At 66.8% G+C, this 23,465-nt stretch carries 24 protein-coding genes and 1 tRNA gene; 16 read left to right on the top strand and 9 right to left on the bottom strand.

The genetic code is table 11. The features are described 5' to 3' along the window. Nucleotides 1-40: 40 nt before the first annotated feature. The 3 genes from SNE35_RS16555 (at nucleotide 41) to SNE35_RS16545 (ending at nucleotide 3,269) form a co-directional block, all read left to right on the top strand. On the top strand, nucleotides 41-1,300 hold the full coding sequence (locus SNE35_RS16555) for an RsmB/NOP family class I SAM-dependent RNA methyltransferase (RefSeq protein WP_320424030.1): 1,260 nt from the start codon (nucleotides 41-43) through the stop codon (nucleotides 1,298-1,300). Nucleotides 1,301-1,451: 151 nt separating this feature from the next. Continuing rightward, nucleotides 1,452-2,672 carry a DesA family fatty acid desaturase gene (locus tag SNE35_RS16550; protein ID WP_320424029.1) on the top strand — a complete coding sequence of 407 codons (1,221 nt, stop codon included), beginning with the start codon at nucleotides 1,452-1,454 and terminating at the stop codon, nucleotides 2,670-2,672. Between the two features lie 111 nt (nucleotides 2,673-2,783). Beyond that, complete coding sequence (locus tag SNE35_RS16545; RefSeq protein WP_320424028.1) at nucleotides 2,784-3,269, top strand: DUF3016 domain-containing protein; 486 nt, start codon at nucleotides 2,784-2,786, stop codon at nucleotides 3,267-3,269. 75 nt (nucleotides 3,270-3,344) lie between these two features. Here the strand turns inward: SNE35_RS16545 and rpmG are convergent, their stop codons facing one another. The 3 genes from rpmG to trxB form a co-directional block, all read right to left on the bottom strand. Further along, nucleotides 3,345-3,515 carry a 50S ribosomal protein L33 gene (gene rpmG, locus SNE35_RS16540; protein ID WP_025564431.1) on the bottom strand — a complete coding sequence of 57 codons (171 nt, stop codon included), beginning with the start codon at nucleotides 3,513-3,515 and terminating at the stop codon, nucleotides 3,345-3,347. A gap of 32 nt (nucleotides 3,516-3,547) precedes the next feature. Next, the gene (gene rpmB / locus SNE35_RS16535; protein ID WP_320424027.1) at nucleotides 3,548-3,781 is read right to left on the bottom strand and encodes a 50S ribosomal protein L28; all 234 of its coding nucleotides are present in this window, start codon (nucleotides 3,779-3,781) and stop codon (nucleotides 3,548-3,550) included. Between the two features lie 183 nt (nucleotides 3,782-3,964). Next, nucleotides 3,965-4,927 (bottom strand): thioredoxin-disulfide reductase, encoded by a 963-nt coding sequence (gene trxB, locus SNE35_RS16530; protein WP_320424026.1) that lies wholly within the window; start codon nucleotides 4,925-4,927, stop codon nucleotides 3,965-3,967. A 191-nt stretch (nucleotides 4,928-5,118) separates the two neighbouring features. On the opposite strand from trxB, the gene SNE35_RS16525 reads away from it, so the two are divergent. The 6 genes from SNE35_RS16525 to SNE35_RS16500 are packed head-to-tail and all read left to right on the top strand — an operon-like array spanning nucleotide 5,119 to nucleotide 12,607. Continuing rightward, nucleotides 5,119-5,787: a Crp/Fnr family transcriptional regulator gene (locus SNE35_RS16525; protein WP_077036841.1), complete on the top strand. Its 669-nt coding sequence runs from the start codon at nucleotides 5,119-5,121 to the stop codon at nucleotides 5,785-5,787. A 55-nt stretch (nucleotides 5,788-5,842) separates the two neighbouring features. Further along, entirely contained in the window at nucleotides 5,843-8,230 is a 2,388-nt protein-coding gene (locus SNE35_RS16520; RefSeq protein WP_320424025.1) for a DNA translocase FtsK, read from the top strand. Next, nucleotides 8,227-8,856 carry an outer membrane lipoprotein periplasmic chaperone LolA gene (gene lolA, locus SNE35_RS16515; RefSeq protein ID WP_320424024.1) on the top strand — a complete coding sequence of 210 codons (630 nt, stop codon included), beginning with the start codon at nucleotides 8,227-8,229 and terminating at the stop codon, nucleotides 8,854-8,856. The genes SNE35_RS16520 and lolA overlap by 4 nt, the downstream gene beginning before the upstream one ends. A gap of 9 nt (nucleotides 8,857-8,865) precedes the next feature. Beyond that, nucleotides 8,866-10,569: a cation:proton antiporter domain-containing protein gene (locus tag SNE35_RS16510; RefSeq protein ID WP_320424023.1), complete on the top strand. Its 1,704-nt coding sequence runs from the start codon at nucleotides 8,866-8,868 to the stop codon at nucleotides 10,567-10,569. 16 nt (nucleotides 10,570-10,585) lie between these two features. Beyond that, entirely contained in the window at nucleotides 10,586-11,896 is a 1,311-nt protein-coding gene (locus tag SNE35_RS16505; protein WP_320424022.1) for a replication-associated recombination protein A, read from the top strand. Between the two features lie 21 nt (nucleotides 11,897-11,917). Next, complete coding sequence (locus tag SNE35_RS16500) at nucleotides 11,918-12,607, top strand: dienelactone hydrolase family protein (RefSeq protein WP_320424021.1); 690 nt, start codon at nucleotides 11,918-11,920, stop codon at nucleotides 12,605-12,607. A 67-nt stretch (nucleotides 12,608-12,674) separates the two neighbouring features. On the opposite strand, the gene SNE35_RS16495 is transcribed toward SNE35_RS16500, so the two are convergent. From SNE35_RS16495 to SNE35_RS16485, 3 genes are all read right to left on the bottom strand, one after another. Beyond that, nucleotides 12,675-13,796: a Leu/Phe/Val dehydrogenase gene (locus SNE35_RS16495; protein ID WP_320424020.1), complete on the bottom strand. Its 1,122-nt coding sequence runs from the start codon at nucleotides 13,794-13,796 to the stop codon at nucleotides 12,675-12,677. 78 nt (nucleotides 13,797-13,874) lie between these two features. Further along, nucleotides 13,875-14,603, bottom strand: coding sequence for a 2OG-Fe dioxygenase family protein (locus SNE35_RS16490; protein WP_320424019.1), 729 nt, complete (start codon nucleotides 14,601-14,603; stop codon nucleotides 13,875-13,877). A 6-nt stretch (nucleotides 14,604-14,609) separates the two neighbouring features. Continuing rightward, nucleotides 14,610-15,647 (bottom strand): CDP-6-deoxy-delta-3,4-glucoseen reductase, encoded by a 1,038-nt coding sequence (locus tag SNE35_RS16485; protein WP_320424018.1) that lies wholly within the window; start codon nucleotides 15,645-15,647, stop codon nucleotides 14,610-14,612. A 64-nt stretch (nucleotides 15,648-15,711) separates the two neighbouring features. Between SNE35_RS16485 and SNE35_RS16480 the strand changes: the two genes are divergently transcribed. Genes SNE35_RS16480 through SNE35_RS16470 form a run of 3 tightly spaced genes read left to right on the top strand, consistent with a single transcriptional unit; the run spans nucleotide 15,712 to nucleotide 18,648 of the window. Then, nucleotides 15,712-16,608, top strand: coding sequence for an SDR family oxidoreductase (locus tag SNE35_RS16480; protein ID WP_320424017.1), 897 nt, complete (start codon nucleotides 15,712-15,714; stop codon nucleotides 16,606-16,608). A 49-nt stretch (nucleotides 16,609-16,657) separates the two neighbouring features. Continuing rightward, nucleotides 16,658-17,095 (top strand): MarR family winged helix-turn-helix transcriptional regulator, encoded by a 438-nt coding sequence (locus SNE35_RS16475; RefSeq protein ID WP_320424016.1) that lies wholly within the window; start codon nucleotides 16,658-16,660, stop codon nucleotides 17,093-17,095. Further along, nucleotides 17,092-18,648 (top strand): DHA2 family efflux MFS transporter permease subunit, encoded by a 1,557-nt coding sequence (locus SNE35_RS16470; protein ID WP_320424015.1) that lies wholly within the window; start codon nucleotides 17,092-17,094, stop codon nucleotides 18,646-18,648. The genes SNE35_RS16475 and SNE35_RS16470 overlap by 4 nt, the downstream gene beginning before the upstream one ends. Before the next feature lie 13 nt (nucleotides 18,649-18,661). On the opposite strand, the gene SNE35_RS16465 is transcribed toward SNE35_RS16470, so the two are convergent. Continuing rightward, complete coding sequence (locus SNE35_RS16465; protein WP_320424014.1) at nucleotides 18,662-19,249, bottom strand: rhomboid family intramembrane serine protease; 588 nt, start codon at nucleotides 19,247-19,249, stop codon at nucleotides 18,662-18,664. Between the two features lie 220 nt (nucleotides 19,250-19,469). Next, nucleotides 19,470-19,554, bottom strand: a tRNA-Leu gene (locus tag SNE35_RS16460). A gap of 83 nt (nucleotides 19,555-19,637) precedes the next feature. Between SNE35_RS16460 and cysM the strand changes: the two genes are divergently transcribed. From cysM to SNE35_RS16445, 3 genes are all read left to right on the top strand, one after another. Then, nucleotides 19,638-20,546 carry a cysteine synthase CysM gene (cysM, locus tag SNE35_RS16455; RefSeq protein WP_320424013.1) on the top strand — a complete coding sequence of 303 codons (909 nt, stop codon included), beginning with the start codon at nucleotides 19,638-19,640 and terminating at the stop codon, nucleotides 20,544-20,546. Between the two features lie 79 nt (nucleotides 20,547-20,625). Then, complete coding sequence (locus tag SNE35_RS16450; RefSeq protein ID WP_320424012.1) at nucleotides 20,626-21,156, top strand: NUDIX hydrolase; 531 nt, start codon at nucleotides 20,626-20,628, stop codon at nucleotides 21,154-21,156. Nucleotides 21,157-21,195: 39 nt separating this feature from the next. Continuing rightward, complete coding sequence (locus SNE35_RS16445; protein ID WP_320424011.1) at nucleotides 21,196-21,423, top strand: sulfurtransferase TusA family protein; 228 nt, start codon at nucleotides 21,196-21,198, stop codon at nucleotides 21,421-21,423. A gap of 64 nt (nucleotides 21,424-21,487) precedes the next feature. On the opposite strand, the gene galU is transcribed toward SNE35_RS16445, so the two are convergent. Then, nucleotides 21,488-22,363 (bottom strand): UTP--glucose-1-phosphate uridylyltransferase GalU, encoded by an 876-nt coding sequence (gene galU, locus SNE35_RS16440; RefSeq protein WP_320424010.1) that lies wholly within the window; start codon nucleotides 22,361-22,363, stop codon nucleotides 21,488-21,490. 120 nt (nucleotides 22,364-22,483) lie between these two features. Between galU and SNE35_RS16435 the strand changes: the two genes are divergently transcribed. Further along, entirely contained in the window at nucleotides 22,484-23,461 is a 978-nt protein-coding gene (locus SNE35_RS16435; RefSeq protein ID WP_320424009.1) for an NAD(P)-dependent oxidoreductase, read from the top strand. Nucleotides 23,462-23,465: the final 4 nt, after the last annotated feature.

The raw sequence follows: 23,465 nt of genomic DNA, 5'->3' as shown, positions 1-23,465 counted from the left end.
TGATTTCGAGCGGGCGGGGTGCCTGGGATAATCCCGCCCCATGCACCCTAATGCTCTCCTCGAACTGACCGCCCAACTGCTGCGCGACGTGCTGCTGCTGGACTCGCCGGCCGACAGCGTCGTCTCCAGCTTTTTCCGCAAGAACAAGAACCTCGGCCAGCGCGAACGCCATGTGCTGGCCGAAACCACCTATGCCGTGCTGCGTTTGCGGCCGTTGCTGAAAAACCTGGCCGAATCCGGCAGCGGCCCGCTCGAGCGGCGCCTGGCGATGCTGGGCTGGCAGGGCGACCAGGCCTTCCTGCGTGGCGCGCTCAACGACAAGGAAAAGATCTGGCTGGAGCAGGTGCAGAAGATCGATCGCGCGCATCTGCCCGCGCGGTTTCGCCACAACCTGCCCGAATGGCTGGCCGAGCCCCTGCAGCAGCGCCTCGGCGAGGCCGAGTTCTGGCAGCTGGCCGACAGCATGAACGAGGCCGCGCCGCTGGATCTGCGCGTCAACACGCTGAAGGCCAAGCGCGAGGACGCGCAGGCGGCGCTGGTGGCCGCCAAGGTCGAGGCGGAGGCGACGCCGTATTCGCCGCTGGGCCTGCGCGTGCAGGGCAAGCCGGCGCTGCAAAAGCTGGAGGTCTTCACCAGCGGTGCGGTCGAAGTGCAGGACGAGGGCAGCCAGTTGCTGGCGCTGCTGCTGGATGCCAAGCGCGGCGAGATGGTCGTCGACTTCTGCTCCGGCGCCGGCGGCAAGACCTTGGCGATCGGCGCGGCGATGCGCAATACCGGCCGGCTCTACGCCTTCGACATCTCCGGCCACCGGCTGGCGGCGCTGAAGCCGCGGCTGGCGCGCAGTGGGCTTTCCAACGTCTATCCGGCCCAGATCGCCCATGAGCGGGACGATCGGGTCAAGCGCCTGGCCGGCAAGATCGACCGCGTGCTGGTCGATGCGCCGTGCTCGGGCCTGGGTACGCTGCGCCGCAATCCGGACTTGAAGTGGCGCCAGTCGCTCCAAGGTATAGGGGAATTGCAGGTCAAGCAGGGCGCGATCCTGGCCAGTGCCGCGCGGCTTGTGAAGCCGGGAGGCCGGCTGGTCTACGCCACCTGCAGCCTGCTCGACGCGGAGAACGAACAGGTGGCTGAGGCTTTCGCGGCGGCCCACCCGGCGTTCAAGCTGGTGCCGGCCGACGAGGCGCTGGCCAAGGCCCATGTCGAGCAGGCCGAGAGCCTGACCGAGAACGGCTATCTGCGGCTGTGGCCGCATCGGCACCAGACGGACGGCTTCTTTGCCGCCGTGTGGGAGCGAACTTAGGTCAATTCGAGGCGAAGGCTTCACAAGAGCCCCAATCGCTTGATAAAGCTCAGTCCGGCGCGACTTTTGCGTCGGTGTTCCTGGGTGGATCGCCTACAATCCCAGGCGTTTTTACCCAAATTGGTGCCCAGAAGCTGGGCAGAAAGACCGCATGGACCTCCTGACGACCGTTCGTGATGCCTTGGTGCAGTGGCTGGGCTCCGGCCTGGCCGATGCCAGCGCCTGGCAAATCGTGGCCTACACGCTGGTCATGACGCATTTCACGATCCTCGGCGTGACGATCTTCCTGCACCGTGCGCAAGCGCACCGCGCGCTGGACCTGGGACCCATCCCGTCGCACTTCTTCCGCTTCTGGTTGTGGCTGACGACCGGCATGGTGACGAAGGAATTCGTCGCCGTGCACCGCAAGCACCACGCCAAGTGCGAGACCGAGGACGATCCGCACAGCCCGCAGACGCGCGGCCTGAAGGCCCTGCTGCTGACCGGCGTCGAGTTGTATCGCGCCGAGGCCGGCAACGAAGAGACGCTGAAGAAGTTCGGTGTCGGCACGCCCGACGACTGGATCGAGCGCAACCTGTACAGCCGCTATTCCTGGCAGGGCGTGGGCCTGATGATGATCATCAACCTGGCGCTGTTCGGCTCGATCGGCCTGACGATCTGGGCGATCCAGATGGCCTGGATCCCGGTCTGGGCGACCGGCGTGATCAACGGCATCGGCCACTACTGGGGCTACCGCAACTTCGAAGCGCCGGACGCTTCGCGCAACGTCTCGCCGTGGGCCTTCTGGATCGGCGGCGAAGAGTTGCACAACAACCATCACACCTACCCGACCTCGGCCAAGTTCTCGGTCAAGCCGTACGAGTTCGACATCGGCTGGGGCTACATCCGCCTGTTCGAGATGCTGGGCTGGGCCAAGGTTCGCAAGACGGTGCCCAAGCTGGTCCAGGGCGAGGTCAAGCCGGCCGACAAGGAAACGCTGGAGGCGATCATCGCCAACCGCTACGAGCTGATGGCCGCCTATGGCCGCAACCTGAAGTCCGCCTGCGCCGCCGAACTGGCTCGCATGAAGGAGCAGAAGGAGCAGAACGCCGCCAAGTGGGCGCAGTTCAAGGCCGCCCAGCGCTGGCTGCACCGCGATGTCGAGAACATTCCGGCCGACCAGCATCCGCACATGGCCGGCGCCCGCGCCGACAGCCCGGTGCTGGACAAGCTGGTGACCATGCGCGAAGAGCTGCGCCAGCTGTGGACTCGCACGAACGTCTCCGCCGAGCAACTGGTGGCCGACCTGCAGGCCTGGTGCCGCCGCGCCGAGGAGAGCGGCATCGCCGAGCTGCGCAGCTTCTCGATGAACCTGCGTGCTGCGCGGATCTGATCCCGGCTGCACTCTCTGTTGCCGCAAGTAAAAGACGCCCTCCGGGGCGTCTTTTTTTTGGGTGCTGCGCCTAGACTTCAAGGAAGAAGCGCATTGGAAAAGGAGCCTGTCATGAAGATTGCCAAAACCGTCGTCATGCTGACGCTTGCACTGAGCGGAGCCTGGGTGAGTGCTGCCGTCGAGGTGAGCTTCGTCAAGCCCGATCAGTTCATCGACATCGAGGGTGCCAATTTCCGCCGCCAGGATGACTATCTGGAAGCGCTGCAGAAGCACTTCCAGAAGGTCGGTGAGACGACGCTGCCGGGCAAGGACCTGAAGATCGAGATCACCGACGTCGACCTGGCGGGCCGTGTGGAGCCGCGTCGTAATGGCACGGACATCCGCATCCTGCGCGACAGGGCGGACGGCCCGTCGATCCAGCTCCGCTACGTGGTGAGCGAGAACGGCGTGGAGTTGCGCCGCGGCGAGTCGCGACTGAGGGACTTGGCCTACATGACCGGCTTCAATTCGTACTCGGACGGCGATCCGCTGCGCTACGAGAAACGGATGATCGACAACTGGTTCAAGCAGGAGTTCGGACCCGCAAACGCTAAATAGCGCTTGTTTCGCGGCCAAGAAAAAACCCGCCTTGCTTGCGCATGGCGGGTTTTTCGCTGATGAATCGCCGGGCGATTACTTCAGCTTGATTTCCTTGTACAGCACGTGCTTGCGTGCCTTGGGATCGAACTTCATGAATTCGAGCTTTTCGGGCGTCGTCTTCTTGTTCTTGTTCGTGGTGTAGAAGTGGCCGGTGCCCGCAGTGGACTCCAGCTTGATCTTTTCGCGTCCGCCTTTGGATGCCATGGTGATTGCTCCTTAATTCCTGGACGTGTGGATTACAGCTCGCCCTTGGCGCGCAGATCGGCAACGACTTGCTCGATGCCGACCTTGTCGATCAGTCGCAGAGCAGCGTTGGAGATGCGCAGGCGGATGAAGCGGTTTTCGCTTTCCAGGAAGAAGCGGCGGTATTGCAGGTTCGGCAGGAACCGGCGCTTGGTTTTGTTGTTGGCGTGGGAGACATTGTTCCCGACCATGGGCTTCTTGCCCGTGACTTGACAGACGCGTGCCATGACGCTTCTCCAATAGGTTGACTTCTGACGACTGACCAGCTGCCCTGGGAAAGTTTTCCACCCACAAGGCGCAGCCACATGACCGCTATTGCTCGCTAAGTTCCTCGGTTTTCATTCCCAGGAAATGCGGTCCATCCAGCGAGCAAGCCCGCGAGTATAGCAGCCAAATGGCTAACGTCCTATTCAGGCGGCGTTCTGCTCCAGGAAGCGCTGCGCGTCCAGCGCGGCCATGCAGCCCGTGCCGGCACTGGTGATGGCCTGGCGGTAGATGTGGTCCTGCACGTCGCCGGCGGCAAACACGCCGGGCACGCTGGTCATCGTGGCGAAGCCGTTCAGGCCGCTCTTGGTGATGATGTAGCCATCCTTCATCTCCAACTGGCCCTTGAAGATGTCGGTGTTCGGTTGGTGGCCGATGGCGATGAAGCAGCCTTGCAGCTTCAGATCGGTCGTCGTCGTGTCGTCCTTGGTGCTCTTGATGCGCACGCCCGTGACGCCGCTCTGGTCGCCCAGCACTTCGTCCAGCGTGTTGAATAGGTGCAACTGCACCTTGCCTTCGGCCGCCTTGGCGTTGAGCTTGTCCACCAGGATCGGCTCGGCGCGGAACTTGTCGCGGCGGTGGATCACGTGGACCTTGCTGGCAATGTTGGACAGGTACAGCGCTTCCTCGACGGCCGTGTTGCCGCCGCCGACGACGCAGACTTCCTGGTCGCGGTAGAAGAAACCGTCGCAGGTGGCGCAACCACTGACCCCGCGGCCCATGAAGGCCTGCTCGCTGTCCAGGCCCAGGTACTTGGCCGAGGCGCCGGTGGCGATGATCAGCGCGTCGCAGGTGTAGCTGCCGCTATCGCCCTTCAACGTGAACGGGCGCTTCGAGAAGTCGACCTCATTGATGTGGTCGAAGATGATCTGCGTCTGGAAGCGCTCGGCGTGCTCCTGGAAGCGCTGCATCAGCTCCGGGCCCTGCACGCCCATCACGTCGGCGGGCCAGTTGTCCACCTCGGTCGTCGTCATCAGCTGGCCACCCTGGGCCATGCCGGTGATCAGCACGGGCTTCAGGTTCGCACGGGCTGCATAGATGGCAGCGGTGTAGCCGGCCGGGCCGGAACCAAGGATCAGCAGCGAATGGTGTTGGGTGGCTTGGGTCATGGGACTGATGTTGGGGCGGGCGCTTTGCGCGCAAGAGCGGGAGTGTTGTCCAAACGTCCAAATCGATCGGCTTCATACGGCTACACCCTATGTGAAACCGTGATCGAGTTGGCACAATGCGTCCATTCTAGGCAAGCCGGCCCGTCAGCTCCGGCCTGCTTTCGACAGACCACAATCCGAGGAGGCCGTTCATGGCAATGTTGTCCAATCTGGACCTGATTCGCCGAGTACCCCTGTTCTCCCTGCTGACCACCGATCAGGCCCAGTCCATTGCGGACAGCGTCGTCAAGCGCCGCTTCAAGCGCGGCGAACTGATCGTCGAGCAGGGCACCAAATCCAATGCGCTCTTCATCCTGCTGAACGGCCGCGCCCGCGTGCTGACGGCCGATTCGCGCGGACGCGAGGTGATCCTCGCCGTGCTGCAGAACGGCGACTACGTTGGCGAGATGAGCCTGATCGACAACGAGCCGCACTCGGCCACCGTCCGCGCCGAGGTGCAGACCGACATGCTGGTGCTCGGCCGCAACGAGTTCGCCCGCTGCCTGCCGGACAGCAGCAGCCTGTCGTACGCGATCCTTCGCGGTCTCGTCGCCCGCCTGCGTAGCGCCGACCGCCAGATCGAATCGCTGGCCCTGCTGGACGTGTACGGCCGCGTCGCCCGCACCTTGCTCGACATGGCCGAGGAAGAGAAGGGCGTGAAGATCATCCGCGGCAAGGTCTCGCGCCAGGACATGGCCAAGGTCGTCGGTGCTTCGCGCGAGATGGTCAGCCGTGTGATGAAGGACCTCGAGGACAAGGGCGTCATCGAGACGCTGGAGAACGGCTCGGTCGTCATCAAGGAACGGCTGCAGCACGACTGAGATTGCTTACAGCTTGATCGGCTGACTCCTCGCTGTCATGCGCCACAATTGGCGCATGAGTTTTCCCCTGAGTTCGATGCGCGCGGACGATGACGAAGTCGTCGTCCCGCCCCCGGTCGAGAAAGTCTACAAACGCCAGAGCCGCAAGGCCGCCGTGCAGGCGCCGCCGCAGCGCGGCAATCCGCTTCGCACGCCGCTGTGGCTGATCGTTGGCGCGGTGCTGTGGTGCCTGCTGGTGCTGGCCATGGTCACGCACGACGCGCGCGACGCCGCCTTCACCAGCTCCGGCAGCCGCGAGCTCTATGGCAACAAAGTCGGCGCGCTGGGTGCCTGGGCCTCCGACCTGCTGCTGTTCACCTTCGGCTATTCCTGCTGGTGGCTGCCCCTGATCGGCCTGCGCCGCTGGCTGGCGAGCCTGGCCGGCCTGCTGCGCGCGGACGCCGCCGAGCCCGCGCCCAATCTGCGCAGCGCCTCGATCTGGTTCGCTGGCCTGCTGCTCCTGATGGCATCGAGCAGCGCCCTCGAATGGACCCGCCTCTACGGCTGGGAAGGCCGTCTGCCCGGTCACGCCGGCGGCGTGCTGGGTTATGTGCTGGGTCCGTGGAGCATGAAGATGCTCGGCTTCGCGGGGTCAGGCGTTGCCTGGATCGCGGGCCTGCTGGCCGGCTCGGCGCTGGCGCTGAAGTTCTCCTGGCTGCGCCTGGCCGAGACGCTGGGCACGCGGATCGACGAGATGCGCGAGCACCGCGTCGAGCGCCGCGAGATCGTCGAGGACAAGAAGGTCGGCAAAAAGGCCGCGCAGGAGCGCGAGAAGGTCGTCGAGGTCGAGCGCCATGTGGTCGAGGACCATGAGCCCATCATCATCGAGCCGCCGGTGGTCGAGGTGCCCAAGTCCACGCGCGTCGCCAAGGAGCGCCAGCAGACCCTGTTCACCGATGCCGGCGACGCCAAGCTGCCGCAGGTCGACCTGCTCGACGCCGCGCCGCCGCGCCAGGAGACGGTGACGCCCGAGTCGCTCGAGATGACCTCTCGGATGATCGAGAAGAAGCTGCGCGATTTCGGCGTCGAGGTTCGCGTCGTGGCCGCCTCGCCGGGCCCGGTCATCACCCGCTACGAGATCGAGCCGGCCACCGGCGTCAAGGGCTCGCAGATCGTCGGCCTCGCGAAGGATCTGGCGCGCTCGCTGAGCCTCGTCAGCATCCGCGTGGTGGAGACGATTCCCGGCAAGAACTACATGGCGCTGGAGTTGCCCAATGCGCGCCGCCAGACGATCAAGCTCAGCGAGATCCTCGGCTCGCAGGTCTATGCCGATGCCGCCTCGCTGCTGACGATGGCGCTGGGCAAGGACATCGTCGGCGCGCCGGTCGTCGCCGACCTGGCCAAGATGCCGCACTGCCTGGTGGCCGGTACCACCGGCTCGGGCAAGTCCGTCGGCATCAATGCGATGATCCTGAGCCTGCTCTACAAGGCCGAGGCGCGCGACGTGCGCCTGATCATGATCGACCCGAAGATGCTGGAAATGAGCGTCTACGAGGGCATCCCGCATCTGCTCGCGCCCGTGGTCACCGACATGAAGCAGGCCGGCAATGCGCTGAACTGGTGTGTCGGCGAGATGGAGCGGCGCTACAAGCTCATGAGCAAGATGGGCGTGCGCAACCTGGCCGGCTACAACAAGAAAATCGCCGACGCGGCCGAGCGGGGCGAGAAGATTCCCAACCCCTTCAGCCTGATGGCCGAGAGCCCCGAGGGCGCCGAGCCGCTGGAGCGCCTGCCCTTCATCGTCGTCGTCATCGACGAGCTGGCCGACCTGATGATGGTCGTCGGCAAGAAGATCGAGGAGCTGATCGCCCGCCTGGCGCAGAAGGCCCGCGCAGCCGGCGTCCACCTGATCCTGGCGACGCAGCGGCCCTCGGTCGACGTCATCACCGGCCTGATCAAGGCCAACATCCCGACCCGCCTGTCCTTCCAGGTCAGTTCCAAGATCGACAGCCGCACCATCCTCGACCAGATGGGCGCCGAGGCACTGCTGGGCATGGGCGACATGCTCTACATGGCCTCCGGCACCGGCCTGCCGATCCGCGTCCACGGCGCCTTCGTCAGCGACGACGAGGTCCACCGCGTCGTCGAATACCTGAAGACGCAGGGCGAGCCGAACTACATCGAGGGCATCCTCGAGGGCGGCGTGCTCGAAGGCGTCGGCGGCGGCGAGGTGTCCGGCGCGCCGGCAGGCGAGGGTGGCGGCGAAAGCGATGCGATGTACGACCAGGCGGTCGCCATCGTGCTGCAGCATCGCCGGGCCTCGATCTCGCTGGTGCAGCGACATCTGCGCATCGGCTATAACCGGGCTGCGCGCCTGCTGGAGCAGATGGAGAAATCCGGCCTGGTCGGCGCGATGAACACCAACGGCAGCCGTGACCTGATCATCCCGAAGCGAGACGAATGAAGAAACCGAAGATGACGCTGAAACCGATGCTTGTGGCCACGCTGCTCGTGGCGAGTCCATTTCTCGCCCATGCCGACGCGCTGCAGGCCCTGAAGGGCTTTGTGGCCGAGGTCAAGAGCGGCACCGCGCAGTTCACGCAGACGGTCAGCTCGCCGGACGGCAAGAAAAAGAAGACCTCGTCGGGCACCTTCGATTTCCAGCGCCCGGACCAGTTCCGCTTCGTCTACACCAAGCCCTTCCAGCAGACCATCGTCGGTGATGGTCAGAAGGTCTGGATCTACGATCCCGATCTGAACCAGGCCAGTTCGCGCAAGATGGACAAGGCGCTCGGTGCCACGCCCGCCGCGCTGCTGGCCGGCACCAACCTCGACCGCGACTTCACGCTGAAGGCCCTGCCCAGCGAGAACGGCGTCGACTGGGTGCAGGCGACGCCCAAGCAGGCCGACGGTGGCCTGCAGAGCCTCAAGATCGGGTTCCGCGGCAAGGAGCTGGACGCGATCGATGTCGTCGACGGCTTCGGCCAGCGCTCGCTGCTGCAGTTCTCGTCGGTGAACACCAACGTGCCGATGCCGGCCGACAAATTCAGGTTCGTGCTGCCCAGCGGCGCCGACCTGATCGAGCAGTAAGCTCGATCGATGGAGCACCATTTCAGCCTGATCTCGACGATCGCCACCGGCTTCGGCCTGGCCATGGTCTTCGGTTATCTCGCCGCGCGGCTGCGCATGCCGCCGCTGGTCGGCTACCTGCTTGCGGGCATCGCGATAGGTCCTGCCACGCCGGGCTTCGTCGGTGACGTGCATCTCGCCGGCCAACTGGCCGAAATCGGCGTGATGCTGCTGATGTTCGGCGTCGGGCTGCATTTCTCGATGGGCGACCTGCTGTCGGTCAAGCGCATCGCGGTGCCCGGGGCCATCGTGCAGATCGGCGTGGCCACGGCGCTGGGCCTGGTGATCGCTGAGTTCTGGTGGGGCTGGAGCTTTGGCGCCGCCCTGGTGCTGGGGCTGTCGCTCTCGGTGGCCAGCACCGTCGTGCTGCTGCGCGCGCTGGAAGCGCAGGGCCAGCTCGAATCGGCGAACGGCCGCATCGCCGTCGGCTGGCTGGTCGTCGAAGACCTGGTGATGGTGCTCGTACTGGTGCTGCTGCCGCCGCTGGCGGGCATCCTCTCCGGGGCAGGCAGCACGGACCTGGCCGGTACCGTCGGCATCACGCTCGCCAAGGTCGCTGCCTTCATCGCGCTGATGCTGGTGGTGGGTCGGCGTGTGTTCCCGAAAGTGCTGTTCGCCGTGGCCGGCACCGGATCGCGCGAGCTGTTCACGCTCTGCACGGTGACGGTGGCGATCGGCGTGGCCTATGCCTCGGCCGTGCTGTTCGACGTGTCCTTCGCGCTCGGCGCCTTCTTCGCCGGGATGATGATGCGCGAGTCGGCCTACAGCCACCGCGCCGCCGACGAGTCGCTGCCCTTGCGCGATGCCTTCGCCGTGCTGTTCTTCGTCTCGGTCGGCATGCTGTTCGATCCGCGCGTGCTGATCCAGGAGCCGCTGATGGTGCTGGCCGTGGTGGCGGTGATCGTGGTCGGCAAGACGCTGGCCGCGGTGGCGCTGGTGCTGGCCTTCAAGTACCCGCTGAACACGGCGCTGACGGTCGGCGCGAGCCTGGCCCAGATCGGCGAGTTCTCCTTCATCCTGGCGGGCCTGGGCGTGAGCCTGAAGCTGCTGCCGGAGCAGGGGCAGAGCCTGATCCTCGCCGGCGCGCTGATCTCGATCGCCCTGAACTCCCTGCTGTTCGCGGCCATCGAACCGGCCAAGGCCTGGATCCTGCGCCGCTCCGATTGGGCGCGCCGCATGGAAGCGCGCGACGACCCGCTCGGCGAACTGCCGATGGACACCGACCAGGAGCGGCTGCATGGCCAGGTCGTGCTGGTCGGCTTCGGCCGCGTCGGCCGGCGGCTGGCCGACGCGCTGATCGCGCAGGGCGTGCCCATCGTCGTTGCGGAGCAGCAGCGCGAGCTGGTCGAGAGCCTGCGCGAGCGTGGCATCGCGGCGGTGAGCGGCGATGCGAGCGACCCCGCCGTGCTGATCCAGGCGCACATTGCCCAGGCGGCGGTGCTGGTCGTCACCGGTGGCGACAGCGTCCACGCCCAGCGGATGGTGGCGACGGCCCGGCAACTGAACCCGACGGTCCGCGTGCTGCTGCGCGCGCTCAGCGAGGACGAGGCCAAGCTGCTGCGCGATGCCGAACTGGGCGAGGTGTTCGTCGCCGAGCAGAGCCTGGCGGAGCAACTGTCGCGTGAGGTGCTGGCATTGATGAAGCCCCAGCCGAGGGCTGCGGCCGCGCACTGACTGCGACAATCGCCTGATGCGAGATCTGTTTTCCGCCGAACCGGCGGCGCCGCTGGCCGAACTGCTGCGGCCGAAGACCCTGGACGAAGTCGTCGGCCAGTCCCACCTGCTCGGCGAGGGCAAGCCCTTGCGGCTGGCGTTCAAGTCCGGCAAGGCGCATTCGATGATCTTCTGGGGCCCGCCGGGTGTCGGCAAGACGACCCTGGCGCGCCTCACTGCCACCGCGTTCGAGTGCGAGTTCATCGCGTTGTCGGCCGTGTTCTCCGGCGTCAAGGACATCCGCGAGGCGATGGAGAAGGCGCAGCACTACCTCGCCCAGGGCAAGCACACGATCCTGTTCGTCGACGAGATCCACCGCTTCAACAAGTCGCAGCAGGACGCGCTGCTGCCGCACGTCGAATCGGGCCTGTTCACCTTCATCGGCGCCACCACCGAGAACCCGTCCTTCGAGGTCAACTCCGCGCTGCTCTCGCGGGCGCAGGTGTACGTGCTGAAGTCGCTCAGCGAGGACGAGCTGCGGCAACTGCTGAAGCGCGCGCAGGATCAGGCGCTGAGCCACCTCGTGTTCGACGACAAGGCCGCCGACACGATCATCGGCTACGCCGACGGCGATGCCCGCCGTTTCCTGAACCTGCTGGAGCAGTGCAACACGGCCGCCGGCGCGGCCGGCGTCAACGAGATCACGGCCGAGTTCATCACCAACGCGCTGAGCCTGAATGCCCGCCGCTTCGACAAGGGTGGCGACAACTTCTACGACCAGATCTCAGCGCTGCACAAGTCCGTGCGCGGCTCCAGCCCCGACGGCGCGCTCTACTGGCTGACGCGCATGCTCGATGGCGGCGCCGACCCACGCTACCTCGCCCGCCGCATCGTGCGCATGGCCTGGGAAGACATCGGCCTGGCCGACCCGCGCGCGATGCAGATCGCCAACGATGCCGCGCTGACTTTCGAGCGCCTCGGCAGCCCCGAGGGCGAGCTGGCGCTGGGCCAGGCGGTGATCTATCTGGCCATCGCGGCCAAGAGCAACGCTGGCTACAACGCCTACAACGCGGCGCGGGCCTTCATCAAGCAGGACGGCAAGAGCCGCGAGGTACCGGTGCACCTGCGCAATGCGCCGACCAAGCTGATGAAGGAACTCGGCTATGGCCACGAGTACCGCTATGCGCACGACGAACCCCATGCCTACGCTGCCGGCGAGAGCTATCTGCCCGAGGGCATGGCCGAGCCGCATTGGTACGAGCCGGTGCCGCGCGGGCTGGAGGTAAAGATAGGTGAGAAGCTGGCCTTCCTGCGCAAGCTCGACGAGGATGCCGGCAAACACGACTGACCCCACTGGAGGATCCAAAACATGCCAAGCCACATCACCCTGACCGCCGCCGACGGATTCCAATCGGCCGCGTACATCGCCGAGCCCACCGGCGCGCCCAAGGGCGCCATCGTCGTGCTGCAGGAAATCTTCGGCGTCAACTCGCACATCCGCTCGGTGGCCGACCGTTTCGCCGCTGCCGGCTACCTGGCCATCGCGCCCTCGACCTTCGACCGCAGCGAGCGCGAGGTGCAACTGGGCTACACCTCGGATGACATGACCCGCGGCGTGCAACTGAAGGCGGCCATCGAAGCGCTGCCGGTGCCGGGCGTGCTGCAGGACATCCAGGCCGCCGTTGATCACGTGGCCAAGGCCGGCCTCAAGGTCGGCGTCGTCGGCTACTGCTGGGGCGGCCTGCTGACCTGGCGCTCGGCCGAGTCCGTCAAGGGCCTGTCCGCCGCGGTCTGCTACTACGGCGGCGGCATGACGATGGGCAAGGAGCCCGCCCGCCAGCCCAAGGTCCCAACCATGGCCCACTTCGGCGACCAGGACAAGCACATCACCTTGGACACGGTGAAGGCCTTCGAGCAGGCCCATCCGGAGGTCGAGGTCCACATCGCTGCCGCCGACCACGGCTTCAACTGCGATCAGCGCGGTTCGTACAACGCCGGGGCCGCGGCAACGGCGCTCGAGCGCACGCTGTACCACTTCGACAAGCACCTGGCGGCCTGATCGAGGCCCGGAAAACAGAAGAGGCCCCGCGGGGCCTCTTCTTCTTCCGAGGTGCGTCGTTCCCCGATCAGGCCGGCTTCACCAGCTTGGAGCGGGCCCAGGCATCGGCCACGCGGCCCGGCGTCGAGTCCTCGTGCTTGACGCGCTCCAGCAGTTCGACGACGCGGTCGCCGATCTTGCTCACCTCGGCCATCACGGCCTGTTCCTCGCCCTCGTTGCGGTACTCGCGGGCGACGCTGATGATGCCGCCGGCATTGACTAGATAGTCGGGCAGGTAGGTGATGCCGCGTGCCTGCAGCGCGTCGCCGTCGGCGGCGGTGGCGAGCTGGTTGTTCGCCGCGCCGCAGACCAGCGCGGCGCGCAGCGCCGGGATCGACTGCGCGTTCAGCGTGGCACCCAGCGCGTTCGGGGCGACGACGTCGACCTCGGCCGCCAGGATCTCGTGCACGCCGACCGCCTGCGCGCCGAACTGCTCGACGGCACGCGCCACCTTGGCGGCATCGATGTCGGCCACGACCAGCTTCGCGCCCGCCTGATGCAGGAACTCGGCCAGATGCCAGCCTACCGCGCCCAGGCCTTGCAGCGCGACGCGCACGCCTTCCAGCGATTCACGGCCCAGCACCTGGCGGACGCCGGCGCGGATCGACACGAACACGCCCCAGGCCGTCTTCGGGCTCGGGTCGCCACCGAAGGCGCCGGCGCGGGGGATGCCGCTGACGTAGGGCGTGATCTGCTGCATGCCCAGCATGTCGGCCGTCGTGGTGCCGACGTCTTCGGCGGTGATGTAGCTGCCGGCCAGCGACTGCACGGCGCGGGCGAAGGCGGCGAACAGCGCGGGGCGATCGAACTGGCTTGCGTTCCACTGGGCCGGCTTCAGGATCACCGCCTTGCCGCCGCCGAAGGGCAGATCGGCCAGCGCGTTCTTCAGGCTCATGCCCTGCGACAGGCGCAGCGCGTCGTTCAGCGCGGCCAGTTCGTTGTCATACGTCCAGAAGCGGCAGCCACCGAAGGCGGGGCCGCGGGCGGTGCTGTGCACGGCCAGGATGGCCTTGAGGCCGGTCTGCTCGTCGGCGGCCAGCAGCACGCGCTCGTGAGCGGGCTGGTCGGGCAGGCCGAAGAGGGAGGAGGGGATGGAGGCGGCGCTCGCGTGGTCGGCGAGGACGCGCGACAGGTCGGTCATGGCGTTCATGCTGTGGCACTCGTGGTGCGTGGTTACAAAGGGGCGACCGCTTGTGGCGGTCGGCGCGCAGTGTAGCGGGCGGCGCCGTCAGGGCCCCTGAAAACCCTCGGCCCGCAGGGTGACGACCAGGGTGTCGCGGTGGCCGTGCTCGCCGTCCGGCTGGATCGGCGTCGTCTCGTGGATCACGCGCTCGTCGTCGAGCAGCAGCAAGGTCCAGGGCTCGCTCATCGTGAAGCGCTGGCCGTTCGGCCCCTGGGCCTCGAAGACGCGCGATTCGCCGCCCTTGATGTGTTGCCGCCCTACGAGGAAGACGGCCACCAGGTCGACGCCGTCGCGGTGCGCGCCCTCGGGCGTCGGCCGGCCGATGCCGTCGGTCGTATCGATGCGGAACTGGTGCGCCTCGATGAACCAGGGCCGCTCGCCCTTCAGCCGCGAGGCGACGCCGGCCAGGCCCAGCAGCATCTGCGTCCAACCCGGCTGGGCGACGGCCTGCGGCGCCATCGGCTCGAACCAGCGCTGGATGCCGCCGTGCAGCGCGTTGTAGTCCAGCGGCTGCCAGTGGGCGCGGTGCGGCGCCTGGGTCAGCCCGCCGTCTTGCGCCACGAAGCAGCTGTGGCGACGGAAGCGGTAGCGACCGCCGTCCTTCAGGTAGGCGTCGGCCGGCAGATCGTTCCAGAAGGGCTGCAGCGGCGCGAGTTCGGCGGCGCTGCAGCTCAGGCCTTGAACGAGGCTGGACGGCGCGAGCACCGCATGCCCCACGTCGCGCAACTGCGCGTCGAGTCGGTCGGCAGCGAGATACGGGGGCTTGAACATCATGGTGGATCAGGCTCCGTGCTTGTCGGCTTCCGAGGTGAAGGAGTCCGCGTAGAACTCCTCCTCCGGCAGTCCGCAGCGCGCGACGAAATCCCGCTGCGCCGAATCGACCATCACCGGCGCGCCGCAGGCATAGACCTGGTGGCCGGACAGATCGGGCTGGTCCGCCATCACCGCCTGGTGGACGAAGCCGGTGCGGCCGGTCCAGTCGTCCTCGGGCTTGGGCTCGGACAGCACCGGCACGTAGCGCAGGTTCGGCATCGCGGCTGCGGCGGCGAGCGCCCAGTCGTGCAGATAGAGGTCGGCCTTGCTGCGGCAGCCCCAATACAAGGTCGCGGGCCGTGTCGAGCCGAGTTCCTGCATTCGCTCGACGATCGCCTTGATCGGCGCGAAGCCGGTGCCGCTGGCGAGCAGCACGATCGGCTTGTCGGACTCCTCGCGCAAGAAGAAGCTGCCGAACGGGCCTTCCATGCGCAGGATGTCCTTCTCCTTCATCGCGCCGAACACGTGGTCGGTGAACTTGCCGCCGGGCATGTGGCGGATGTGCAGTTCGATGGACGCCGGCGTGCCCAGCATGTGCGGCGCGTTGGCCATGCTGTAGCTGCGGCGCGCGCCGTCACGCAGGATGAATTCCACGTACTGGCCGGCGTGGAACTGGAAGTTCTGCGTGGCCGGCAACTGCAGACGCAGCACGGCAACGTCGGTGGCCGGGCGGCTCATGCTCATCACACGGGTCGGCAGCTTCAGGATGGGGAACTCGCCGGCGCCGGGGACCGTGCGGGCTTCGAGCTGGCAGTCGGTTTGCGGCGTGGCGCAGCAGGTCAGCACGAAGCCGGCTTCTTCCTCGGCCGGCGTCAGCGTCTTCGGCTGGTGGGCGCCGTGGATCACGCGGCCTTCGATCAGGCGGCTCTTGCAGGAGCCGCAGGCGCCGTCGCGGCAGCCGTAGGGCAGGCCCACGCCCTGTCGGATCGCCGCGCTCAAGATCGTTTCATCACGCTCGACCTCGAATGCGCGGCCGGCGGGCTGGACAGTAACCTGGAAATTCATCGGATGGCGGAAGCTGGACTCACGAGCCCTACACTGGGCCGCGTATTTTGCCTGAGCCCGCCTGATGAGCTTTTCCGTCCCTTCGTCGGCCCGACGGCCGCGCCTGTTGATCGTCGGTTGCGGGGACATCGGTCTGCGCGTGCTGAAGCTGCTGAATACGCGCTGGCACGTCGCGGCGCTGACCTCGACTGCCGCGCGCCGAGACGAACTGCGCCAGGCCGGCGCGATCCCGCTGATCGGCAACCTCGACGCCCCGGCAACGCTGGCCCGCCTCGCCGGCTGGGCCGATGCTGTGCTGCACCTGGCACCGCCGCAGGCCGACGGCCCGCAGGATCTACGCACCGCCATGCTGCTGCAGGCGCTGGCCCGCAAGCGCGCGCCGCGCCGCATCGTCTACGCCAGCACGACCGGCGTCTACGGCGACTGCAAGGGCGCGCGCTTCGACGAGACCCGCGCCGTGGCGCCGGCCACCGACCGCGCGCGCCGGCGCATCGATGCCGAGGCGCGGCTGCGCTGGTTCGGCCAGGCCTTCGGCTGCGCGGTGACGATCCTGCGGGTGCCCGGCATCTACGCCGGAGACCGCGCCGGCGGCCATCCGCGCGAGCGCCTGCTGGCGGGCCGGCCGGTGCTGCGCCGGGAGGACGACGTCTACACGAACCACATCCATGCGGACGACCTGGCGCGCGCCTGCGTGCTCGCACTGCATCGCGGTCCGTCGCCGCGCGTGCTGCACGCGGTGGACGACAGCGAGATGCTGATGGGCGACTACTTCGATCTCGCCGCCGACCTGTGTGGCCTGCCGCGCCCGCCACGTATCGGCCGCGCCGAGGCGCAGCAGCAGATGACGCCGATGCAGCTGAGCTTCCTCGGTGAATCGCGCCGGCTCGACAACCGGCGGCTGAAGCGCGAGCTGCGGTTGAAGCTGCGCTACCCGCATGTCCGGGAGGGCATCACCGCCTGACTTCGAAAGTGCGACAATGATTAGATAGCTAATCATTAGTGAGCTTTGTATGTCGGCACTCGAGGAGCGCTTCAGCGCCGCCTTGCACAACACCGCACGGGCCTGGCGCCTGCTGATCGACCGGCGCCTGAAGGGCCTGGGCATGAGCCAGGCGGCCTGGATGACGGTGACCTTCGTTGCCAAGGCGAAGACGCCGCTGTCGCAGTCGGAGCTGGCGCAGAAGGTCGGCGTCGAGGGCGCGACGATGGTGGCGATGTTGGACCGGCTGGCTGCCGCCGGCCTGATCGAGCGGGTGCCCTCGGAGACCGATCGCCGCGTCAAGCGCGTGACGCTGACGCCGGCCGGCACGGAGCTCTACGCGCAGGTCCGCGTCGAGGCCAATGCGGTGCGCCGACAGTTGCTGGCCGGCATCGATCCGAATGCGCTGCTGGCCGCGGCCGAGTTGCTGGAGCAACTGCAGCAGGCGATGGACGACGCCGCGCCATGAAGCCCGAGATTCCGGTCCAGTCGGTGCCCTTGAACCGGCAGATGATCACCATCTCGGTGATGCTGGCCACGGTCATCCAGACGCTCGATTCGACCATTGCCAACGTCGCGCTCCCGCACATGCAGGGCAGCTTGTCGGCCTCGGCCGACCAGATCACTTGGGTGCTGACCAGCTACATCGTCGCCGCCGCGATCGCCACGCCGCTGACCGGATGGATGTGCGACCGCTTCACGCAGAAGCGCGTGTTCCTCGCGTCGGTGGCCGGCTTCACGATCGCATCGCTGCTGTGCGGCGTGTCGCTTTCGCTGGGCGAGATCGTCGTCGCGCGGCTTCTGCAGGGCATGTTCGGCGCGGCGCTGGTGCCGCTGTCGCAAGCCGTGCTGCTGGAGATCAACCCGCCCGCCAAGCGCGGCTCGGCGATGGCGATGTGGGGCATGGGCGTGATGGTCGGCCCGATCCTGGGGCCGAGTCTCGGTGGCTGGCTGACGGACAGCTACGACTGGCGCTGGGTCTTCTTCATCAACCTGCCGATCGGCGCGATGGCCTTCTACGGCATCTGGCGCTACATCCGCCCGACCAAGGCGACGCGGCTGATGCGCTTCGACGTGTTCGGCTTCGCCACGCTGAGCCTTGCCATCGGCGCGCTGCAGATGCTGCTGGACCGCGGGCAGGACAACGACTGGCTGAATTCGCTGGAGACCTGGATCGAGCTGGTGATCTTCGTCGTCGCGGCCGCTTACTTCATCGTGCACACACTGTTCACGCCGGCGCAGCAGGCCTTCGTCGATTTCCGCCTGCTGAAGAACGGCAACTTCATCACCGGGCTGATGTTCATCTTCATCGTCGGCGCCGTGCTCTACGCGGTGCGCGCGCTGACGCCGCCGATGCTGCAGACCTTGATGGACTATCCGGTGATGGCGGCGGGCCTCCTGATGGCGCCCAGCGGCGTCGGCACGATGGTGTCGATGCTGCTGGTCGGTCGGCTCGTCGGCAAGGTCGATTCGCGGCTGCTGCTGTTTAGCGGCTTCTCGATCACGGCGGTGTCGCTGTGGGCGATGAGTGGCTACACGCTGACCTTGTCGCAGAGCGACATCCTGTGGCCCGGCGTGGTGCAGGGCTTCGGCCTGGGCCTGGTGTTCGTGCCGCTGTCGACGGTGACCTTCTCGACCTTGGAGCCGGCGATGTTCGCGCAGGGCACGGCGCTCTACAGCCTGGTGCGCAATATCGGCAGCAGCATCGGTATCTCGCTGGTGCAGACGCTGTGGGTGCGCAACACGCAGGTGGCGCATTCGTCGCTGGCGGAGACGCTGAGCGCGACGAACCGGGCGATCCAATTGCAGGACACCGCCGGCTACCAACTCGGCAGCACCGCAGGCCTGGCGGCGCTGAATGGCGAGGTGACGCGCCAGGCGGCCATGATCGCCTACCTCGACGACTTCAAGCTGATGCTGGGCCTCACGCTGCTCGTGCTGCCGCTGCTGTGGCTGATCAAGCCGAAGAAGACAAAGCTCTCGCCCGAAGAGGAAGCCGCGCTGCACGCGGCGATGGACTGACGACGGCGCGCGATCAGCGCCGACGCGACATCCGCCAGTAGCGGATCAGCAGGTAGGCGCCGAGCATGCCGCCCAGGTGGGCGAAGTGGGCCACGCCGTCGCGGTTGCTGTAGCCCCAGAACAGCTCCAGCGCGCCGAAGATCGCGACGAAATATTTCGCCTTCATCGGGATCGGCGGAATCAGCGGCACGATGATGCGGTCCGGGAACAGCATGCCGAAGGACAGCAGCAGCCCGTACAGCGCGCCGGAGGCGCCGATCGTCGGCGACATCGAGCCCATCAGCCAGGTCACCAGCAACTGCACCAGCGCCGCGCTGAGCGTGCTCGCCACGAGGATCTGCGTGTAGCGCTTGCCGCCCCACACGCGTTCCAACTCGGCGCCGAACATCCACAGGCCCAGCATGTTGAAGAAGATGTGCAGGAAGCCGCCGTGCAGGAAAGCGTAGGTGATCAGTTGCCAGGGGTAGAACAGCCCCGTGCGGATCGGCCAGAGCTGCAGCCAGCCGAACAGCATGCCCACCTGCGGTACGAGCTCCGACAGGCAGAACAGCGAGACGCAAGCCAGGAGGAAAGCTTTGGTGACCGGTGGAAGTTGGGGCATGAAGGGCTGGCTCAAGACTCGGTGCAGGACCGCAGCGCCGCAAGGAAAAGGGCGCCAATGCAAGAGCGCCAGTGTATGCGGACTGCCCAAGCGGCAAGACTTGAGGAAAGCGCAAAGTGCGAGATGCGGGCTGTTGGCGGGCTTATAGGCGGGCGCAAAAAAGCCCCGTTGTGCGGGGCTGACTTTTGCTGACTGGTTTCCGGATGCCTTCTGATGATCCTGGTGCCCGGGGCCGGACTCGAACCGGCACACCTTGCGGCGGGGGATTTTGAGTCCCCTGCGTCTACCGATTTCGCCACCCGGGCAGATCGGCATCGGAAGCCATCGATTGTGCCATACAAATACCGGCCTCCCGGCAGCGCGCCCGGTTGGCTGCCACAATGGGTGCATGAGCAAGAAACAGTACCCGAGCCTCGAGGATGTGATCGGCAACACGCCGCTGGTGCGCTTGCAGCGCCTGCTGCCGGAGGCGCAGGCCCGCGGCAACGTGATCCTGGCCAAGCTGGAAGGCAACAACCCGGCCGGCTCGGTGAAGGACCGGCCCGCGATCAGCATGATCAAGCGCGCCGAGGAGCGCGGCGAGATCAAGCCGGGCGACACGCTGATCGAGGCCACCTCCGGCAACACCGGCATCGCGCTGGCGATGGCCGCGGCGATCCGCGGCTACCGGATGGTGCTGATCATGCCGGAGGACCTGTCGGTCGAACGTGCGCAGACGATGAAGGCCTTCGGCGCCGAGCTGATGCTGACGCCGCGCTCGGGTGGCATGGAATACGCCCGCGATCTCGCCGAGCAGATGCAGCGCGACGGCAAGGGCAAGGTGCTCGATCAGTTCGCCAATGCCGACAACCCTCGCATCCACTACGAGACCACCGGCCCCGAGCTGTGGCGCGACACCGAGGGTCAGATCACCCACTTCGTCAGCGCCATGGGCACGACCGGCACCATCACCGGCACCTCGAAGTTCCTGAAGGAAAAGAACGCGGCGATCCGCATCGTCGGCGCGCAGCCGTCGGAAGGTTCGCGCATCCCGGGCATCCGCAAGTGGCCCGAGGCCTACCTGCCGAAGATCTACAACCCGGCGGCGGTCGACGAGCTGGTGCTGGTGACCCAGTCGGACGCCGAGGACATGGCACGGCGTCTCGCTCGCGAGGAAGGCCTGTTCGGCGGCATCTCGGCGGCTGGCGCCTGCTGGGTGGCGCTGCAACTGGCCAAGACGGTAGAGAACGCGACGATTGTGTTCGTCGTCTGCGACCGCGGCGACCGCTACCTGTCTACGGGCGTGTTCCCGGCATGAGCGCAGCGCCGGGCCGCCCCAAGCAAGCTCGCATCCCCCTGGGGGATCGACCGGTGTACTCACCGGGCGAGGGGCACACATGACCTTCAAGTACTGCCCGCAGTGCGCGACTGAACTCGCGCTGCTGACCCTCGAGGAGGACGGCGGCCCGAAGGAGCGCCTGCGCTGCCCCGCCTGCGGCTTCACCCACTGGAACAACCCGACGCCGGTGCTGGCGGCGGTGATCGAGTGCGTGGACCGTGAGGGTCAGGTCTTGCTGGCGCGCAACGCGGCGTGGCCCGGCCGCTTCTTCGGCTTGATCACGGGCTTCATGGAAGCCGGCGAGACGCCGGAGGACGGCATCCGCCGCGAGGTGGCCGAGGAAACCTCGTTGCAGGTGGATGCGCTGAATCTGCTGGGCGTCTGGGACTTCCAGCGCATGAACCAGGTGATCATTGCTTACCACGCACAGGCACGCGGCGAGATCGTGCTGTCGCCGGAGCTGGCGGAGTACAAGCTGATCAAACCCGAGGACGTGCGCTGCTGGCCGGCCGGCACCGGCCAGGCGATGGCCACCTGGCTGCGCTCGCGCGGTATCGAGCCGCAGTGGCTCGATCTGCCCAAGATCTAGAATCCGTTCTCCCAAGAGCCAGCACGTGCAAAGACGATCATGGACGCCAACAAAGAACTCGACACCCGCGGCCTGAACTGCCCGCTCCCGATCCTGAAGGCTAAGAAGGCGCTTGCCGAGATGGAGAGCGGCCAGTTGCTGAAGGTCGTCGCCACCGACCCGGGCTCGACGCGTGACTTCCAGGCCTTCGCACGGCAGACCGGCAACGAGCTGGTCGAGCAAAGCCAGGCCGGCGACGAATTCATCCACGTGCTGAAGCGCCGCTGAGCTTCGCCGCCCCCTCATGAAAAAGGCCACGCATCGCGTGGCCTTTTTTCATCCTGCCGAGCGCTTAGATCTCGACCGAGCGCAGGTACTCGCGGAAACCTTCGCCGAGCTGCGGGTGGGTCAGTGCAAGTTCGACGTTAGCCTGCAGGAAGCCTTCCTTGCTGCCGCAGTCGTAGCGCTTGCCGTCGTAGCGGTAGGCGAACACCTTCTCGCGGCGCAGCAGCCCGGCGATGCCGTCCGTCAGTTGGATCTCGCCGCCGACGCCGCGCGGCTGGTTCGCGATCTCGCGGAACACGCCCGGCGTCAGGATGTAGCGGCCGGCCACACCCAAGCGCGAGGGCGCATCTTCGGGCGCTGGCTTCTCGACGATACGGGTCACGTCCATCAGTTTGTCGCTGACGGCTGTGCCGGCCACGATGCCGTAGCGGCGCGTGTGCTCGGCCGGCACTTCCTGCACGGCGAGGATCGAGGCGCGCCATTCCTTGTACTGATCGACCATCTGCTTGAGCACCGGCGGCTGGCCCACCATCAGGTCGTCTGCCAGCAGCACGGCGAAGGGTTCGTTGCCGACGAGGCGCTGGGCGCAAAGCACGGCGTGGCCGAGACCTAACGCTTGAGCTTGACGGACATAGATGCACTCCATGTCGTCGGGCTTCACGCTGCGCACGACCTCCAGCAGCTCCTGTTTACCCGCTTGTTCGAGGGCTACCTCGAGCTCGAAAGTCATGTCAAAGTGATCTTCGATCGGGCGCTTGTGTCGGCCTGTTACGAAAATCATTTCACGGACGCCGGCGGCATATGCTTCTTCCACGGCGTACTGGATCAACGGCTTGTCCACCACCGGCATCATTTCCTTCGGCTGAGCCTTTGTGGCCGGAAGGAATCGAGTGCCCAAGCCGGCAACAGGGAAGATTGCTTTGGTGACTGCGGGAACGACCATAAGAAGAAACTCGGCAGTGGAAGATGTCGGGCGATTGTTGCATGAGCTTTGTGCAGTGCAACAGCCGCTCCTCGCTGATGCGGCGGTGTCCTACACGGGTGGCGTTCCGAGCTTGGTGCGATGAGCCTCCTGATCCTCGAGCCGCTGGAGGCGGACGTGCTGCAGTGGCTGTCCGAGCGCCACACCGTCAGCCTCGTTCCCGAACTTGCGCATGAGCCAGCCCGCCTGCGCGAGGCGCTCCATCAGGTGCAGGCGCTGATCCTGCCGCCCGCCGTGGCCGTGGACGTGGCCCTGCTGCGCTCGGCGCCCAAGCTGCGCGTCGTCGGCCGGATGAGCGCCGGTGGCGAGAACATCGATCTGGAAGCCTGCCGTGCCGCTCGCGTGGAAGTGATCCGCAGCGCGACGGCCACCGCCAGCGCGGAAGCGGAGTTCGCCATCGGTGCCTTGCTGGCGATGCTGCGGCGCGTGCCGGTGCAGGCCAGCGACGGCATGTGGGTCGGCCGCGAACTGGGCTGCGTCACCGTGGGCCTCATCGGCCTGTCGCCGGCGTCGCGTGCGCTGGCGCAGTTGCTGCCGGTGTTCGGCACCCGCGTCGTCGGCTATGACCCGAGCCTGCATCAGAGCGATCCGGTCTGGGCACAGTGGGGCATCGAGCCCTTGCCGCTGCACGAGTTGATGGAGCAGTGCGAGGGCGTCAGCGTGCAGCTGCCGTATTTCACCCGCTATCGCGGGCTGATCGGCGAGCGGGTGCTGGGCTTTGCGCGCCAGGGCCAGGTGATCGTCAGCATCGCGCACTCGGCCGTGTTCGACGAATCCGCGCTGGCCGAAGCGCTGGGCAGCGGCCGCGTGCTGGCGGCCTGGTTCGACAGCCTGGAGCCGGGATGGCTCGAAGCCGGCCGGCCGCTCGCGGCGGCGCCAGGCCTGCAGGTGACGCCGCGCCTGGCGAGCACTACGCGCGAGTCGCGCACGCGCGCCGCCTGGGGCGTGGCTCGGCGCATCGACGAGTTGCTCAACACGCCGCGCGAGGCGGCGCCTGAGTTCCGGTCTACCGCGCCAGCCGGGCTAACTGATCCTTCAGGCGAGCCACGGTGGCGCTGAGCCC

The organism is Roseateles agri (genome assembly GCF_034043675.1).
Classification (GTDB): Bacteria; Pseudomonadota; Gammaproteobacteria; order Burkholderiales; family Burkholderiaceae_C; genus KK5.
Note: the sequence above shows the minus strand (reverse complement) of the source record. Positions and strands in the feature narration are given on the sequence as shown.